Origin of the sequence: Flammeovirga sp. SubArs3 (assembly GCF_947387565.1) — a bacterium.
GTDB lineage: Bacteria > Bacteroidota > Bacteroidia > Cytophagales > Flammeovirgaceae > Flammeovirga > Flammeovirga agarivorans.
This window is the reverse complement of record NZ_CANDOA010000011.1, coordinates 40,138-56,397: the sequence shown is the minus strand read 5'-3', so window position 1 is coordinate 56,397 and position 16,260 is coordinate 40,138. Positions and strand designations below refer to the sequence as shown.

At 32.9% G+C, this 16,260-nt stretch carries 14 protein-coding genes; 4 read left to right on the top strand and 10 right to left on the bottom strand.

Annotation, left to right across the window (positions count from 1 at the left end; all coding sequences use genetic code 11):
* Positions 1–196 precede the first annotated feature (196 nt).
* The 3 genes from QL232_RS23225 to QL232_RS23215 all read right to left on the bottom strand — a co-directional run bounded on the left by QL232_RS23225 (position 197) and on the right by QL232_RS23215 (position 2,755).
* Complete coding sequence (locus QL232_RS23225) at positions 197–1,249, bottom strand: hypothetical protein (protein ID WP_281615958.1); 1,053 nt, start codon at positions 1,247–1,249, stop codon at positions 197–199.
* A gap of 125 nt (positions 1,250–1,374) precedes the next feature.
* Entirely contained in the window at positions 1,375–1,758 is a 384-nt protein-coding gene (locus tag QL232_RS23220; protein WP_281615957.1) for a hypothetical protein, read from the bottom strand.
* Positions 1,759–1,768: 10 nt separating this feature from the next.
* Positions 1,769–2,755, bottom strand: coding sequence for a hypothetical protein (locus QL232_RS23215; RefSeq protein WP_168884732.1), 987 nt, complete (start codon positions 2,753–2,755; stop codon positions 1,769–1,771).
* A 318-nt stretch (positions 2,756–3,073) separates the two neighbouring features.
* On the opposite strand from QL232_RS23215, the gene QL232_RS23210 reads away from it, so the two are divergent.
* Together QL232_RS23210 and proB are read left to right on the top strand one after the other, a co-directional pair.
* The gene (locus QL232_RS23210; protein WP_281615956.1) at positions 3,074–4,267 is read left to right on the top strand and encodes a glutamate-5-semialdehyde dehydrogenase; all 1,194 of its coding nucleotides are present in this window, start codon (positions 3,074–3,076) and stop codon (positions 4,265–4,267) included.
* A 1-nt stretch (position 4,268) separates the two neighbouring features.
* On the top strand, positions 4,269–5,045 hold the full coding sequence (gene proB, locus QL232_RS23205) for a glutamate 5-kinase (RefSeq protein ID WP_281615955.1): 777 nt from the start codon (positions 4,269–4,271) through the stop codon (positions 5,043–5,045).
* Between the two features lie 57 nt (positions 5,046–5,102).
* Here the strand turns inward: proB and QL232_RS23200 are convergent, their stop codons facing one another.
* The 3 genes from QL232_RS23200 to QL232_RS23190 all read right to left on the bottom strand — a co-directional run bounded on the left by QL232_RS23200 (position 5,103) and on the right by QL232_RS23190 (position 9,323).
* Positions 5,103–6,938 carry a hypothetical protein gene (locus QL232_RS23200; protein WP_281615954.1) on the bottom strand — a complete coding sequence of 612 codons (1,836 nt, stop codon included), beginning with the start codon at positions 6,936–6,938 and terminating at the stop codon, positions 5,103–5,105.
* 219 nt (positions 6,939–7,157) lie between these two features.
* On the bottom strand, positions 7,158–8,264 hold the full coding sequence (locus QL232_RS23195; RefSeq protein ID WP_281615953.1) for a lipid A-modifier LpxR family protein: 1,107 nt from the start codon (positions 8,262–8,264) through the stop codon (positions 7,158–7,160).
* 69 nt (positions 8,265–8,333) lie between these two features.
* Positions 8,334–9,323, bottom strand: a complete 990-nt coding sequence (locus QL232_RS23190) for an AraC family transcriptional regulator (RefSeq protein WP_281615952.1) — start codon at positions 9,321–9,323, stop codon at positions 8,334–8,336.
* Positions 9,324–9,638: 315 nt separating this feature from the next.
* On the opposite strand from QL232_RS23190, the gene QL232_RS23185 reads away from it, so the two are divergent.
* A complete protein-coding gene (locus QL232_RS23185; protein WP_281615951.1) occupies positions 9,639–10,562 on the top strand; it encodes a 2-dehydropantoate 2-reductase in 924 nt (307 codons plus the stop codon).
* Between the two features lie 43 nt (positions 10,563–10,605).
* Here QL232_RS23185 and QL232_RS23180 read toward each other — a convergent pair whose 3' ends face one another.
* The 4 genes from QL232_RS23180 to QL232_RS23165 form a co-directional block, all read right to left on the bottom strand.
* Positions 10,606–11,583: an AraC family transcriptional regulator gene (locus QL232_RS23180; protein WP_281615950.1), complete on the bottom strand. Its 978-nt coding sequence runs from the start codon at positions 11,581–11,583 to the stop codon at positions 10,606–10,608.
* A 33-nt stretch (positions 11,584–11,616) separates the two neighbouring features.
* Positions 11,617–12,603: an AraC family transcriptional regulator gene (locus QL232_RS23175; RefSeq protein ID WP_281615949.1), complete on the bottom strand. Its 987-nt coding sequence runs from the start codon at positions 12,601–12,603 to the stop codon at positions 11,617–11,619.
* 51 nt (positions 12,604–12,654) lie between these two features.
* On the bottom strand, positions 12,655–13,632 hold the full coding sequence (locus QL232_RS23170) for an AraC family transcriptional regulator (protein ID WP_281615948.1): 978 nt from the start codon (positions 13,630–13,632) through the stop codon (positions 12,655–12,657).
* Between the two features lie 227 nt (positions 13,633–13,859).
* Entirely contained in the window at positions 13,860–14,903 is a 1,044-nt protein-coding gene (locus QL232_RS23165) for a LacI family DNA-binding transcriptional regulator (RefSeq protein WP_168884722.1), read from the bottom strand.
* A gap of 176 nt (positions 14,904–15,079) precedes the next feature.
* On the opposite strand from QL232_RS23165, the gene galK reads away from it, so the two are divergent.
* Complete coding sequence (gene galK / locus QL232_RS23160) at positions 15,080–16,240, top strand: galactokinase (RefSeq protein WP_281615947.1); 1,161 nt, start codon at positions 15,080–15,082, stop codon at positions 16,238–16,240.
* The last annotated feature ends 20 nt before the right edge of the window (positions 16,241–16,260 follow it).

Sequence of the window (16,260 nt, the reverse complement as noted above, 5' to 3'; positions counted from 1 at the left end):
GATTCTATTTCGATGTAAATGTATTTCAGTAATTCTGAAAGAAACGATATCATCGATCCAAACAACCTAAATACATTTCGGTGAAGATAATAAATAAGAAATAGTATTAAATATTTTAGTAAAGGATTCAACAGAATTAATAAAAAAAGCCAGTAACTCAATTTAGAATTACTGGCTCTATCTATTTCTTTATGACTTACCAATCTGAATCATCAGAACCAAAGTCGAAATCGACTCCGCTGTCATCATCGTTGTAATCTACTCCAGAGAAATCAAACCAACTACTAGCATTTCTATTATCTGGATCATCTAATGTTGATTCTATACCAGACGATTGAAACTCTTCAAAATCACTTTCCACTTCGTCGTTAAAAATTTCATCGTTGGCGATAATCTCATCCCTAAAGCCTAAGTCCTCTCCTATTTCTGTTTCGAAATGCGTATCATACAATGTAATATCATTGTTATATGACATATTAGACCACAGCATGTTATAGAATAAGAAATCACCAAAACCGAAATAACCATAATGTACACCATATTCACCATAGGTCTTATGGTATTTTAATTCACTTTCTTCTTGAATTTTATCGTTAGGTAAGATGATTTTCGATTTGATATCTACTTTCACATCATCTACATGCATAAGTTTTATAATACTCAGTTTTAGGTTATTTAAAAACTGTTCAAAATTATGCTGTTGTGTAGACTTAAAAATATTGTATGATTCCTGGTCTTTGAAGATGGATTTCATTTCCTCTTCAATTTCACTTCTAGATTTATTCTCTTTCTTGAACTGTTTTAAGAGCCCAGTTACTTTAATTTCGATAGGGTATTCTCCAACATCATGTGTTCTATTGATATCTATTTCTAAGAGGTATTTGAAGTTATGGTCTTCATGTTCCATCACCATTACCAACTTATTAAATTGTGATGACATGGAATGATCGATTTCTAGATCATATTGATCAAATGCCTCTTTGAGGTCTCCTTCTTTACCTTCTACATCTAGGTAAAAATCTATACCATCATGAGATAGCCTCACAATGTTATCTATTCCATTATGGATTAATACATTGTTGATTTGCTGTAAAATGGATACAGCCGTGAATGTTTCTTTTTCAACCTGATCAGATACATTCCCTAATGTCATATAGTAGAATATTCTTTTGAATGCCTTGGTCGGTTTTACCCTTTCAATCTGAGTTAGTTGTGATGGATCGATAGTAATTATTCCTTCGAAATACATGATTCTATTGTGTTTTCTTAATTTATAACGTTGAGAAAAGAGTTATATTTTCACTCCCTTTGTTGTTAGATAGAATTATTATAGGATACGTATTACGAATAGAAATTGTTGTGCAAGGAGAATGTTTAGTCCACTTCAAAACTTCGACCATGCCAAGCAAAATAGATTTGTCCGTCTCTTTCATAAACTCTAACGAAGATACTTTTATCTTTCTTCACCCTCCAAACTATCTCAGGTTCACCTTCTACCAAATAAGCTTCTAGGTTCTCAAGACTTTCATTGTACTCTTTCAGATCATCATCTATAAAATCTAATTTCATAGTAGATTGCTCTTTAATATAAGTGAGCACACACTCAGGAGTGTGTATATTGACATCCCCTAATAAATCATAGACCATGTCATCACCATTCGAAAGACGGCCACCATCGTAGTAAAAATCAATCACTTTTTTCTGAGCAACTGTAGATAGTGAAATAAGAAGGAATAATAATAAGCTAGAATATTTCATGATGTTTGTTTTATAATCCAAATCGATAATTGAATCCCGTCAACATAAATTTACTGTATGCAGAAACTCCGTATTCGCCACGGACCATCCATCGAGGAGAAATTTGAAATTGTCCACCAAACTGAAAAGTATATTTTTGGATAAGGTCTTTCTTGATATAATATTGGATACTGATGTCGGCTAAGGCGTTTCCAGAACCAATATCAATACCTATTTGATCACCAACGGCATCCATTATTCTTTTTTGAGCATCTGTCAACCCCTCGTACCAACGATTTACATCTTCTTCGAGGTTTGGAGCAATCTCACGGACAGAAATATCTCCTTGATTACCGTTAGCATTTGTGAAGTTTCTATACATAAACCCAACATAAAAGGCCAAGAACCTTTCTTTCTTAAAGAAAAAACGTCGACCTATTCTTCCTGATCCTGTAATTACACCAACATTCCCTTTAAGTAATTCGGTCCTTGTTGCTGAATAATTTAAATCGCCTGAAATAAAGTAATTCCCAATACCATACATTAATGTACAACCACCACCAAAAGCTATGGCTGTAAACTCAACACTAGAGCTAAATTCTGGAAACTTCTCATTACCAAAATTGGGTTGTAACGATACTTCAGTTCCCCCTGCCACTTGTGAAAACAAACCATATACATCTAAAAAGGGTAAGGCAAAAAGGTCTACCCTTGCATTATAACCATGAGCAGTTGCTCTTGTCTTTTTAAAACCTAGTGTATTTTTATTGAAAATTGGGTTGTACCCATTGTGATTAAAACCGAGTTGAAAATCGGTAATATCCAAAAACATTTCGTTGTATACATAATGTAGAGAAATACCACCGGGTAAAGGAAAATTGATTCCTCTGTCTTTTACCTCCTGCCCCCAGATTGGGAAGCGATAAGGCCAAATACTATCATTTTCAGCTAATTTGGTCTGTTGTGCAAAAGCAGTTATTTCCAATAGTAATAAAGTAATGAGGAATAGTTTTTTCATGAAGAGTTAATATAAAGAATAATAGTACTATTAAAATAATAGCATATTCCCCTAAAACCAACTATATCTTAGATGCTTATCATATAATTATTAGTAATGTTCAAGTAGACTAATTTCAACATAATCATTTTACTTTCAGTAATTTAGACAATCTACAGCTAGACGCTTAAATAAATATGAAATTCATAAAAAAATTACATGCTTATTACTTTTTTAGTAAAATTCACTAGTAATATTTAAAAATGACGTCGTATATTGCATGATTAATATCCAAACCACAGGGCGATTGTGGATTTACTAACATAAACTTTAGGACAGATGATACTTTCCACAGAAAAAAAGAACAATGTATTAAAAGATTTAGCATCATTAATTCAAGATTATTCTGCAGATATAATTGCAGCAAATAAGAAAGATTTAGAATTAGCTAATGACCTAGACCCCACTCTAGTTGACCGTTTAAAGGTTGATGAGAAGAAAGTGAAAGGTATGGTTGCATCTGTAGCTGAAGTTTTAGAGTTAGAAGACCCCGAGGGCAAGATATTAAGTGCATACAATCATCCTAACGGCATGTTAGTAGAAAATAAGGTAGTTCCTTTTGGAAAGATCTTAATCATCTATGAATCTCGTCCGGATGTAACTATTGAAGCTGCAGTGAGTGCATTTAAATCTGGAAATAAAATTTTACTTAAAGGTGGAAAAGAAGCGCGCTTCTCTAACCTTGCATTAGTAGAATTATGGAAAAAAGCTTTAGAAATGAATAACGTTTCTACCGATTATGTAGAATACCTTGATATTGATAGAGCAACAACTCAAAAATTATTAGCAGAAAATACACATAACCTTGATCTAATTATTCCAAGAGGAGGAGAAGGGTTAATTAATTATATTAAACAAACCACTAATGTACCTTTAATGATTAGTGGTAGAGGTAATAACTTTATTTATATCCATGAAAATGCAGATTTTGATATGGCTGTAGATATTGTATTAAATGGTAAGAGCCGTCTAAGTGTTTGTAATGCATTAGATAAGGTTTTACTGAGCAAAGATTTACCAAATCTTGAAGAGAAAGTGCAACAACTTGCAGCTAAAGCTGTTGAGTTTGGTTTAGAAGTGGTTGGTGATGATAAAATTGCCAAGTTCTCGAATCAAATTACTGCAGTAGATAGCGAATCGTTGATGCCAGAAGAGTTTTTATCTGAAAGAATTTTGTTCAGTGTTGCTGAAAATCTTGAAGAGGCGATTTCAACAATCAATAAATACTCTGGTGGACACTCAGCGGTGATCGTGTCAACTGATAAGGAATCTGCTACAGCATTCCAATACAACGTTGATTGTGCCGCGGTATACCATAATGCATCTTCTAGATTTACTGACGGTGGACAATTTGGTTTTGGTGCGGAGATCGCTATCAGTACACAGAAATTACACTTTAGAGGTCCAGTAGGTTTAGCACAATTGGTAACGAATAAATGGTTTATCTCTGGAAACGGACAAACTAGAAACTAATATGAAACCAAGAATAGTGGTTAAAATAGGTACCTCTACACTAACAGCAGGTACCAATATGATATCAAGGGGCAAAATTGAGAACATTGGTCGACAAATTTTAGCCTTAAGGGATCAATATGATATCATTCTCGTTTCTTCGGGGGCAGTTGCTACTGCTAAACAATTTATCAATATCAGTGGACTAAAAAATAATATGGTCCACTCAAAGCAAGCATTATCTGCTATTGGGCAACCTAAATTACTTCAGATTTATGCTGAGGTTTTTGGTGACTTTGACTTAAAAGTGGCTCAGTGTCTTATGACTTATAAAGATTTTGATAACGAAGAATCAAGAAAAAATACGCGTAACACTGTAGACGAATTATTGAACCATGGGTTTATTCCTATCTTCAATGAAAATGATACTGTTGCAGTAGAAGAACTAATTCTTGGTGATAATGATAAATTATCTGCATTAGTTGCCTCACTTCTAGAAGCAAACCTATTGATTATTGCTTCTGATATTGAAGGATTATTTACTAAAAATCCAAACTTACATGAGGATGCTGAGTTAATTCCAGAGGTAACAGATCTAGATAGTATTAGTCAGTTTATCGAAGAAAGAGAAAACGGATTGGGAACAGGTGGTATGACTTCCAAGATAAGTGCGGCTAGTATCTGTTTCGACAAAGGTATTGAAGTGTACCTTGTCAATGGAGCAAGAACCAACTTTATTGAAAGAAGTATAAAAGGTGAGATCAATTTTACTAAGTTCACACCTTGTCCAGTCAAATAAGATATATCGTTTAAGAACAAAAAAGGATTGAATGCACAATACATTCAATCCTTTTTTTTAATGTTGACCTACATAAAACTCAAATGATTTGGTTGACTCATTTCCTAAGTTGTCAATGGCCACTACTTTGATCTTATAATGCTGATCTCTTTTTAAATGTTCTTTTTCAGATATATCTAAATTACTACCACTAGAATAAAGGGTTAGTGGACCACCATTTATAGAATATTTAATTTCCTCTGTACCCACATGCTTATCGGTTGCCCCTAAATAGACTTTTGTAAATGCTGGATAAACGTCAAATTCTCCATGCTTACCGATAGGCTCAATACTCATATTGTGATAAATCTCAGGCCCTTCATTATCTACAAAAAATGAGACTTCGTTACTTCCCTCTTCATTATTGACATGATCAATTGCATGGTATGAAAGCGTTTGAAAGCCATCTTCATTTACATTAAAGGCTCCACTATATGTTTTGTCACTTTCACCATTCAAAGCAAAAAACGTTTCTCTCACTTTTGAATGTGTATCCGATGAAGTTAATTTTATCTGCGTTTTCGAAGTAATAAACAGTGTATCTCTATGTTCAAATTCTTCACCAATATATTCTAATGAAGTAGATGGGGATATATTGTCCATAAATAGAATATCAGAACCTTCAATGGTTTTATTCCCGGTTTTATTATTTACATTATCTGAAGCATTATAACTAATATGGTGTTCTCCCAATTCATTCTTCAGAGTAAATTCATTAGAATATGGTGTGAAGTTATGCCCTCCATTAGTACTATAGAATACTTGTTTTACACCTGCTTTATTATCACTTGATGTAATAGAAAAAGTAGTTCTTGGTGAAACATAAATCGTATTTCCATCTATATATTGATCTCCATTAATGGCATGGTTGATCTCTGGTGCAATTTTATCAACATAAAAAGAGATAGTCTTTTCTACTTCTTCATTTTCCACCAAATCAATTCCTTTGTAATGAATAACATGTTCTCCATCCTTCAAATCTTTAACGGAAATAGGTTGATATTGAAAGACATCAAAGGCACTATTATCATACGCAAATTCTATATGATCCAACCCTGACATTGCATCTTCAGAATATAAACGTAATGTAGTGTTAGGTGAAATTATATTTTCATTGTAAACTAAGCCTTTCCATTCTGCCCCAGACTCTGGTGAGGTAAGGTCAATTTTAAATGTAGAAGTTCTTACCTCTTCAGGATTTCCTACATTATCTGCAGAATAATAATATACAATATGTTGCCCCTCCTGACTTAAAGGAACAGAATAGGTATATGGATGAAATGTCTCACCATCTAAAGAGTAATAGATATTATTAACGCCAGAATAAGTATCGTTGGCTACTAAATGCATCATCAAGTTCTTACCATAAAATGCCTCTACTCCATTATCATGTAACTTAGTTCCATCAAAAGATATCTTCGATATAGGAGCTTTACTGTCAGCGATTACTTCGTATTTTACTTCTCTTTTTGGAGATAGGTATTCCTTGGTCTCAGGGTCCACCATCCATTTCGATCGGATATAATTCGGGCCTTCTGTATCTAAAAACAAAGGATCTTCTTCATGTACTTCTTCTTCATTATTGAGTGAATACACTGCTGCACCTTCTTCTTTAGATGTTGTAAAATTTAAATATAAGGGTAATGATTTATTGACGTATGTACCTGAGTTATCTACATAAACACTTTTCTCATGATCTAACGGTGTGGGTATATGGGCATTACTAGCCATCAGATTTTCTATCGATGATGGTTCTTCTAATATTATTTCTGTATTTAGTGTCTGAGGGGATTGCCCATATAGAAATAGGGAACAAAGTCCCAATAAGGTAAGAGTAAATAGTATTTTTTTCATTTTCGGGTAAAATTAGGATTTACAAACATTAGCTAATTTTACTCTTAAAACTCTCAAAAGGTTACAAGAAATGATTAGTTGATTTTCAGCACATTACATGATTATTAGTCATTTTGAAGGGATCATCATTGAAAAATACAATCAATCGATGATTTTAGTCTTGAAAACTTTAAAACCTTACATGTAAAAAAGTGAATAGAAAAACGAATTTTAAAACCTTTATATATTAAAATGTAAATCTACGGTACCCCATTTAGGGTAATACGGTGGGAAATTATCTTCTGGCTGATAAGTGATTCTTTGCCAAGTATATTCTAATGACCCAAAATGATAATTAAAGACCACTCCTACCATTAATCTATGTTGCCACTTCGGGATTAAATCATAATCTATCGTATAAGGTGAATACTCAAAGGAGATCAGACTACCTTGCATTTCGCCGTCATATACATTTAAGATCCCTCCGGATATAAACTTCATATATACTTGATAAGGTCTAAAATTGCGTGATAACCATGATCGTACTGCTTTTTCTCTTAATGTAGGATCTTCGGACCACATCACATCTTCGAATTTCATCTTAGCAAAACCTTTCCCTTTGAGTCTATTCATATAAGAAGTATCTGATTTTTTGGAATAAGGGCGATCAGCATTAATAAAGTAATCATTAAACAGTCCTAATCTTAAATAGACGAAGCCTTCAAACGAAATATCCATGGTACCCATAGTCCCTCTAGCCCCCAAAAAAGCATCGGCAAATCTTATATTCGAGACAAAGCTTCTTAATATTGTGGCGGTGTAGTTAAGGTAAAGCCCATTGCCTATCTGATTTTTCCAACCATCAATACTACCATTCCCTATTGCCGAGTGAAAACCATTTTGGAATTTCTCTGCACCCGAAATTTGTCCAACCACCCCAACATCTAATTGTGTCATTAATGCTGTACCTGAAGATGGACTTAATGAATTATGGCGAATAGATAGATAGGTCTCTCCACAATAAGGAATATCTGAGGAATCTACTTCAGCCATAGAAACATTTCTAGGAGTATACATTTTGTGGACAATACCAATATCAAACAATTGGTGACTTTCAGATAACTTTGGTAAGAAACTGTTGGTGAAATTATTATCTAATCCATCAAACCCGACCCTGATGTTTGCTCCAAAACTATAAAATTGATCTGTACTCTTGAGTAAAAATAAATCTTCATCAACATTAATACTTAAATACACAGGACCTTTTGTTTTTTCTTTGTCTTGGGCATAAGTTAATGTGATTGTTGAGAGTAGAAGTACAACAAGAAAATAATAATTTTTGAGCATTCGAGCATAAGGGTTATTGATATAATTAAGTTAGTGATTTTTTGTCTAAAATTAAACAGTCGAAAATAGTCATTCGTTTCCCTTTAACTGATTTCTATATTCTTTGGGTGTAATATTAAAATGTTTCTTGAAAACCATCGAGAAATGACTGGCACTAGAAAAACCCAAATCCATTGCAATAGCCGTATTTGTCTTTTCTTTTTCTTTTAACATTCTCTTGGCTTCATCTAGTCGTAATTGGATATGATAATTATGAATAGTAGAATCAAATACTTTTTTAAATAAAAACCTTAATCGACTCTCACTCATTCCTATTTGCTTAGTGATCGATGCTATATTTAATTGTTCATGAAGTGAGTTGCGGATGATTTCTTGTGCTTTAAATATTGGTTCTATATTAAATGGATATTTCCTTTTTTCTGTTGTATCACTTCTTCCAGAAAGTTGCTGAAAAAATGTGACTACTAAGTATTGCGACAATGCCTCTAGTTGGTCAATAAAAAATATATTCTCTGGGTTTAACTTATTAATCTTATCATAAGTCTCCTTCATATTTAGATCAAATTCTTCAAATACATAAAAGTCTTCTTTCCCATTAAACAATTGTTGTAAGACGGTTGATCTGTCAATCAAAGATTGATAGTAACCTTCTGCAATTCTTATGATGACAATCTTATACTCTACATTAGCAGGGTAACTCCAAATTAGATTTTGTGTGAGATTTGTTGAAAAAGCACCAAGCTCGAGCAATGGGAGTTTCTTTTCTACTTTATATTTATTCTCTCCTACTTTTGTCACCACATTTATATCTGTATCAATGTGTCTTCCAAAATAAATTGCTTTTTTTTCCGGTATAGGATGGATCGTTTCAGTTAATACTTCTACCCTTTCTTTTAAAAGAAACTGAACACTTAGTACTTCGATGTCGCTATTCACTTCATATCCAATAACACAACCCACACCAATTGCATCAGGCATAATAATTTTGTTATCGACAATCTTTCCCTGAAAAATATTATTCCAATTTTCTAAGGATAATGTTAAGGTACTTTTGCTCATTTAATTTTTCTTTTCAAAGTATTTATATTCATCTAAAACATCAGAATATGGTTAGTTAAAGATTATCATTTTTTAGAATACAGGTTATAATTAATTAAAGATAAAATTATCATTTTTAAATAATCGAATCTTGAAGATCTATTATTCACGCTCATTAACAGTGATAATTCTCTATTCATAAATCACTTAAGTAAATTAATAATAAGTAACGACTCAAATTTTAAGACAACCAATAAAAAGTATAGTAAAAAAGTTAAGCTATTACAAGTCAAAAGATTACTTACGTTAGGAACAGTATCATTCAATACATTACTCATGAAAATTGGAATTCTCGGTATAGGCGGTATCGGCGGATTTATAGCATCAAAAATGCTTCAATCTAAAGATAAAGACGAAATAATTTTAATAACAAAAGAAAGACAAAAAAGGGCTATTATCAGTGAAGGGCTTACATTACTTGATGGTGACAAATCGGAAAAAGTACATGTAATTGATGTGGTTAGCACTAATGATAAAATTGAAAAATTAGACATTCTTTTCATAGCTATTAAGTCTTATGATTTAAAAGAAAGCCTCAAAAATATAAGGAGTAGTATCTCTGATAAAACACTAATTATCCCACTATTGAATGGCATTAGTATTAAAAATATAATTTGTGATACTTTAAACTTATCAGAGAAACAAGTAATTGATGGATGTATTTACATTATCTCCAATAAAATCAATGATTCTACCATTAGGCATGTCGGTGGTCCTGGGAGAATTATTATTGGGGGGGAAAATCAAACGGCGTTAAATACACTTCAAACGGTATTAGAAAAGTATGATTTAGATATCGAGTATCATAAAGATATCAAGGAAATATTATGGAAAAAGTTCCTTTTTGTTTCTCCAATATCTGCAATATCAACAGCAAATGGAGTTACTTTTGGAGCTTTACAAGACGATGCTTACCTGATGATTCAATGTCAGAGTTTAATGGAAGAGGTTGTTCTAATAGCAAAAAAGCTTGGCATAAATTTGAGCCATGAAGATATAAAGAATACTATCGAAATGTTGAAAAAATTCCCTTATGAAGCAAAGTCCTCCTTCCAATTGGATATAGAGAAAAACCAAAAAAATGAGAAGAACATATTAATTGATGACGTTATCTCCCTTGGAGAAAAACTTGACCTCGATGTGATCAATTACATATCCATTAATCAACAGATTATGGATCGTTACCTTTGTGTTCAGTAAATATGATCGTAAGCTTTGATGTCCCCGTCAAAGCTTACATTTTTTATCGGGCAGTAGATTTAATAAATTCTTTAGGGCTCATCTTAAACCTCTTTTTAAAGGCTGTAGAGAAATGACTGGCACTTGAAAAACCATAGTCCATTGCAATCATTAAACTTGTCTTTTTACCTGCTAACAATTCTTCTTTGGTCTTTTGCAGACGAACATCTTGATGAAACGTTGAGATAGTAGTTCCAAAAACCTGCTTAAATAAAAATCTTAACCTACTTTCACTTAATCCCACTTCTCTTGAAAGTTCATCTAATGAAATAGCTCTATTCAATGTATTTTTCAACATATTATAGGCTTGAAAAACAGGTTCTACATTAAATGAGTATTTATTTCCTTCAGTTAGCACTTCTCTTTCTGAAACATTGGTAAAAAATCTATGAATTAAGGCAATGCTTAGGTTTTCTATTTTTTCGTTGTAGAATATCTCATCTTCTTTTAGTTCGTACAACCTGCTAAATACTAGTTTCATTAAAGGGTCAAACTCTTCAAATACCCAAAATATTTGGTCTAAACTCATCAACTTCATTAGTCCTTCTGATTGTTGGACATATTTATTGTACAAGTCAATGGATACCCTAACGACAAGAAGTTTTACTTTACTATTCTTTTTATACTCCCATTCTATATTTTCATCTGAATTGGTGCAAAACGACCCGATGGAGTTGTAAACGAATTCATTTTGTATCACTTCCCCTTTTTCTTCCTTTTCTTCAAGGATATACTCAGCTGTATTCTCTCCAAAAGATATAGTAACAAAATTGCTTTCCTCAACTTGTTTTGGGCGATTAAATTTCAATTTATCGTATACAACAACATCGAATTTAACTACTTCTAAATCATCACTACAAGTCACTCCATTGATTGTTCCTTTACATGCAGAACTATCAAGATGAACGGTATTCTCTACTCGTTTTCCATTTAACAGAGTAGTCCATTTATTTAATATTTCATTAACTTTTCTAATTGCCATATCTTCATTAAGTATACAGTCTACAAAACTAAATTACGCACTTTTACCTTCTTGTTGTTGGATAAAATCTCTTGGAGAATAACCAAACTTCTTTTTAAAGGCTGTAGAAAAATGACTCGAACTTGAAAAACCATAATCCATAGCAATCATTGATACTGATTTTTCATTATTCAGAAGATCTTCTTTTGCTTTTAATAAGCGAATATCTTGATGATAAACGTTCAGAGTTGTTCCAAAAATCTCTTTAAATAACACCCTAAGTCTACTTTCACTAAGTCCTACACTTTTTGTTAACTCATCAATGCTTACAATCCGGTTTAGATTTTCATTGAGCAGTTGTTTGGCCTTAAATACTGGCTCGTAATTATAACTGTACTTATTGTTATCCTTTACCTCTTTTCGATTTGTGATGTTCGTAAAGAAGTTATACAATAAAGCTTCAATTAAATTCTTAATTCTGTTGGGGTAAAATAATTGATGACGATCTAAAGAAAATATACGATCAAAAATTATTTTCATCATTGGATTGAGATCTTCAAGCAAATAAAAGCTCTTAGAGAGATCCATCATTTTTTTAAGATTCTCGGTTTCATTGGTAAAAGATTCAAAATACGATTTACTCATTCTTAAGTGGAGTAATGTATTCTCATTTTTCTTAGACAAATGCCAATTTAAATCTTCATTATAGTTGGTACAGTAAATTGCAAACAAACCTTTTTCAAGTTTATGCTCTCTATCCACTAAACTTTCTGGAATTCTATTTTCCACAAAAACCGCGACGGGAGTACCCACTGTAATTTGGATATACTTTTGGTTTTCAGGCATTTTTTTGCTGATAAGAACAATATCTTTGTTCAGCTCTAAGTCTAACTTTATAACATCTAAATCTTCATCGCAATTTATAGCCTCGAGTGTACCTGTAGCATTGGCCTCATTAAATTCTTCATAAAAGTTATTCTTACTGTTTGATAGGGATAACTCCCATTTTCTTAATTGGTCATATAGTCTTGCATATTTCATAAAAGAATGGGTTAATAAAAAAGGTTTTGGGGATAGTTAATATTCTAATGATCAATTTTTTGAATTATTCTGAAACTCTTTAGGACTGATTTTAAATTTCCTTTTAAAAGCAGTTGAGAAATGACTAGCACTGGAGAATCCTAAGTCCATCGCAATCATCAACATGGTTTTCTTGCCTTCTAACAGAAATTCCTTTGATCTTAATAAACGAACATCTTGATGGTAATTATGAATTGTTGTACCAAATATCTGCTTAAAAAGGTATCTCAGTCGACTTTCACTTAATCCAACTTCTCTCGTTAATTCATCGATAGTTACTGGTCGATCTAAAGTACTTTTTAAAATGGTTTGTGCTTTAAATACTGGCTCAACATTAAAAGGATATTTATTGGTTTCTGTGATATTTTCTCGTTTTGCGACATTTGAAAAGAAGATATTAAGAAGCATTAGACCAAGACTCTTAATCTTATCCTTATAAAATAATTCTTCAGATTTAATGTCGAAAATTCTCTGAAAAACCAACTGCATTGCTGGATCCAGTTCTTCATATACAAAGAAGCTACCCTCTAAGTTCATTAAATTAGACAGCACTTCATCTTGCTGTATGTAATAATTAAAGAAGTCTTCGGTAACTCGTACATTGACTAATCGTATAGGTAGATCTGCACCATAACCATAACTGAGGTTTTCATTCGAATTAGTGCAGAATACGCCCAGGTTTTCATATGCATACTCATATTCCACTTCTTTACCATCTTCAATTCTCTTTTCGACAACAGTATCGGTAGATGGACTACCAAATAAAACACTAATGAAAGGTGATTTGATATCCTGCTTTGGGCGTTCCAGTTCTAATTTTTTTTTGAAATGAAGATCAAACTTCATCACATCCATATCAGCCCCACACTGAATACCTTCAATATTACCATCACAAATTTCTCCATTAAATCTTAATTTTTCTCCATTGCGTTTGGTTTTGAAAAGCATTCCCCACTTATCTAATGTAGCATGAATGATACCTATATCCATTAATTTCTGTCTTTGGTTTTCTGAGTTATCTGTTATGTACTTCAATCATTTATTGCAATACATATAATATTGAAAATCAAGTTAAGTAAGTGTTGTAGATTACTTAAATCAATTTACCATTATTGAAAATACATAATTTATTTCAATCAAGTAGTTTGGAGGTGGGAATACTTATATATTTTCTTGAATAGAATATGATTTTTATCCAAATATAGATCACATCTAAATCAAGTACTTTCTCTTTCAATTAATTCGATAGGTAAGGTTTTTAAGATAGACATTGGGATAAATAGTTTCCCTTCATCTTTTGCTTTTTTCATGGCTGTTACTCTATCAATAAGTAGATTTGCAGCAACAAAACCCATTTCCTTTGCAGGTTGGTTAATTGTAGTAAGAGAAGGGTAAAAAAGTTCACCCATGGCATCTCCAGATATTCCCATCACAGCAATTTGTGTCGGTATTTTCACTCCTCTTTTATGTAATAAACTAATTACTTTAAAGGCAATTGGGTCGTTAAAAGCAATAATGGCATCAGGCTTATCTTTTAAAACCATTAGTTTATCGAGCGCTGTACCAACACTACGTCTTAAATCAGTTGCTGGAACTATATACTCCGCACTTGTTGGCCTGCCGTTTCTTTCCATCGCTCTTACATATCCTTCTTGTCTCTTTTGAGAGATGTACATATCTACAGGCCCTGTTATAAAAGCAACTCTCTTGTATCCTTTATTGATAAGGTGTTGGGTCGCTTGAAAACCGGCATCAAAATCATCGACAATCACTCTTGGTATAGGTAGTTCGGAGTTCGGTAATATTCTATCGAAAACAACTAACGGAATTTCTTCTTCCATTGCTCGACGGAGGTGATCATCATTTGTTGTATTCATAGATAATGAAATGAGAATACCATCTACCTGTCTGTCTATTAGTAAATCGATACAATCACTTTCATTTTGTGCGTTTTCATCAGAATGAAGAATGATTAAGTCGTACCCAAGAGGTTTCAGAAATTCTTCTATTCCTAAAATCGCCGTTCCAAAGAAAGGAACCGTTAATTCTGGTATAATAACACCGATAAGAAATGATTTCTTACTCGCCAACCCTGCCGCTAGCACACTCTTTTTATAACCAATTTTTTCTGCTAACTCTAATACCTTTCTTTTGGTAACAGGGTTAATATCTTCTGCTCCTCTTATTGCTCTTGATACTGTAGACACCGAAATATCTAGTTTTCTAGCAATATCCTTAATGGTTGGCTTTCTCTTCTTCATAATCACAAAATGAATAAAAACTTCGTGAATATACAAGATAAAAAATTACCGAGAACGTTACCGGTAACGTTATTTTAAAAATATCGGAAGTGTATCTTTGGCATTTAAAAAAAATCCCTTCAGATTTGAATCATCGAAATGAAAAAAAGGAATTAAACTTAAAAACTTTTTATACCATGCAAACAACAGCAATTGTAGCAAAATTCGAAGAGCTTTTTAACAAAGAGCCATTAATTTCAAGAGCTCCAGGTCGTGTAAACATCATTGGAGAGCACACTGATTACAATGACGGTTTTGTATTACCGGCATCTGTAGATAAGGAAATGGTTTTCGCTATTGCTTTAAACGATACGAATACTGTAAATGCTTTCGCACTTGATTTAAATGAGCAAGACTCTTTCGAATTAGACAATATTGTTCCTACTGAAGGTTGGATCAACTACATCAAAGGTGTTGTTGCTGAAACACAAAAGAAAGGTTTAGAGCCTAAAGGTTTTGATGTTGTATTTGCAGGTGATGTACCTCTAGGAGCTGGTATGTCTTCATCGGCAGCATTAGAATGTGGTCTTGCTACTGGTTTGAATAAATTATTCAACGGTGAGTTATCTAAACTTGACATCGTATTAGCTTCTCAGATGTCTGAGCATAACTATGCAGGTGTGAAGTGTGGTATCATGGACCAGTTTGCTTCTACTTATGGTCAAACAAACAAAGTAATCAAATTAGATTGCCGTACTAAAGAATATGAGTATCACACGCTTGATATTACAGGTCACAAACTTGTATTATGTAACACGAATGTAACTCACTCTTTAGCATCTTCAGAATACAATACTCGTAGAGAGCAATGTGAAGCTGGTGTTGAGGTAATCAAAGAAAAATATCCTGAAATCATCAACTTACGTGATGTATCAGTAGAGCAAATCAAAGAGTTCGAAGGTACAATGGATCCTGTTATTTACAACAGATGTTCTTATGTAGTTGAAGAAAACGATCGTTTAGAAAAAGCATGTGCATACATGGACAAAGGTGACTTAGTAAACCTTGGTAAAATGATCTACGGTTCTCATGAGGGTCTTTCTAAGAAATATGAAGTTTCTTGTCCTGAATTAGACTTCTTAGTAGAACAAACTTTAGAAGATGACAACGTATTAGGCGCTCGTATGATGGGTGGCGGTTTCGGTGGTTGTACTATCAACCTAGTAAAAGAAGAGGCTGTTGATACATTCATTGAGCGTATGACAAAAGCATACAAAGAAGGAATGGGTAAAGATATGCTAGCTTATGTAGTAGTAATCGGACCTGGTGCTAGAACTGAAGAAGCAGTTGAAGCTTAATCCCTTCTACTTAAACTAAA

What these genes read in the sequence shown, in the direction of transcription:
- QL232_RS23225 (WP_281615958.1), bottom strand. Translation starts at nt 1,249, where the DNA reads ATGTATTTCGAAGGAATAATTACTATCGATCCATCACAACTAACTCAG.
- QL232_RS23220 (WP_281615957.1), bottom strand. Translation starts at nt 1,758, where the DNA reads ATGAAATATTCTAGCTTATTATTATTCCTTCTTATTTCACTATCTACA.
- QL232_RS23215 (WP_168884732.1), bottom strand. Translation starts at nt 2,755, where the DNA reads ATGAAAAAACTATTCCTCATTACTTTATTACTATTGGAAATAACTGCT.
- QL232_RS23210 (WP_281615956.1), top strand. Translation starts at nt 3,074, where the DNA reads ATGATACTTTCCACAGAAAAAAAGAACAATGTATTAAAAGATTTAGCA.
- proB (WP_281615955.1), top strand. Translation starts at nt 4,269, where the DNA reads ATGAAACCAAGAATAGTGGTTAAAATAGGTACCTCTACACTAACAGCA.
- QL232_RS23200 (WP_281615954.1), bottom strand. Translation starts at nt 6,938, where the DNA reads ATGAAAAAAATACTATTTACTCTTACCTTATTGGGACTTTGTTCCCTA.
- QL232_RS23195 (WP_281615953.1), bottom strand. Translation starts at nt 8,264, where the DNA reads ATGCTCAAAAATTATTATTTTCTTGTTGTACTTCTACTCTCAACAATC.
- QL232_RS23190 (WP_281615952.1), bottom strand. Translation starts at nt 9,323, where the DNA reads ATGAGCAAAAGTACCTTAACATTATCCTTAGAAAATTGGAATAATATT.
- QL232_RS23185 (WP_281615951.1), top strand. Translation starts at nt 9,639, where the DNA reads ATGAAAATTGGAATTCTCGGTATAGGCGGTATCGGCGGATTTATAGCA.
- QL232_RS23180 (WP_281615950.1), bottom strand. Translation starts at nt 11,583, where the DNA reads ATGGCAATTAGAAAAGTTAATGAAATATTAAATAAATGGACTACTCTG.
- QL232_RS23175 (WP_281615949.1), bottom strand. Translation starts at nt 12,603, where the DNA reads ATGAAATATGCAAGACTATATGACCAATTAAGAAAATGGGAGTTATCC.
- QL232_RS23170 (WP_281615948.1), bottom strand. Translation starts at nt 13,632, where the DNA reads ATGGATATAGGTATCATTCATGCTACATTAGATAAGTGGGGAATGCTT.
- QL232_RS23165 (WP_168884722.1), bottom strand. Translation starts at nt 14,903, where the DNA reads ATGAAGAAGAGAAAGCCAACCATTAAGGATATTGCTAGAAAACTAGAT.
- galK (WP_281615947.1), top strand. Translation starts at nt 15,080, where the DNA reads ATGCAAACAACAGCAATTGTAGCAAAATTCGAAGAGCTTTTTAACAAA.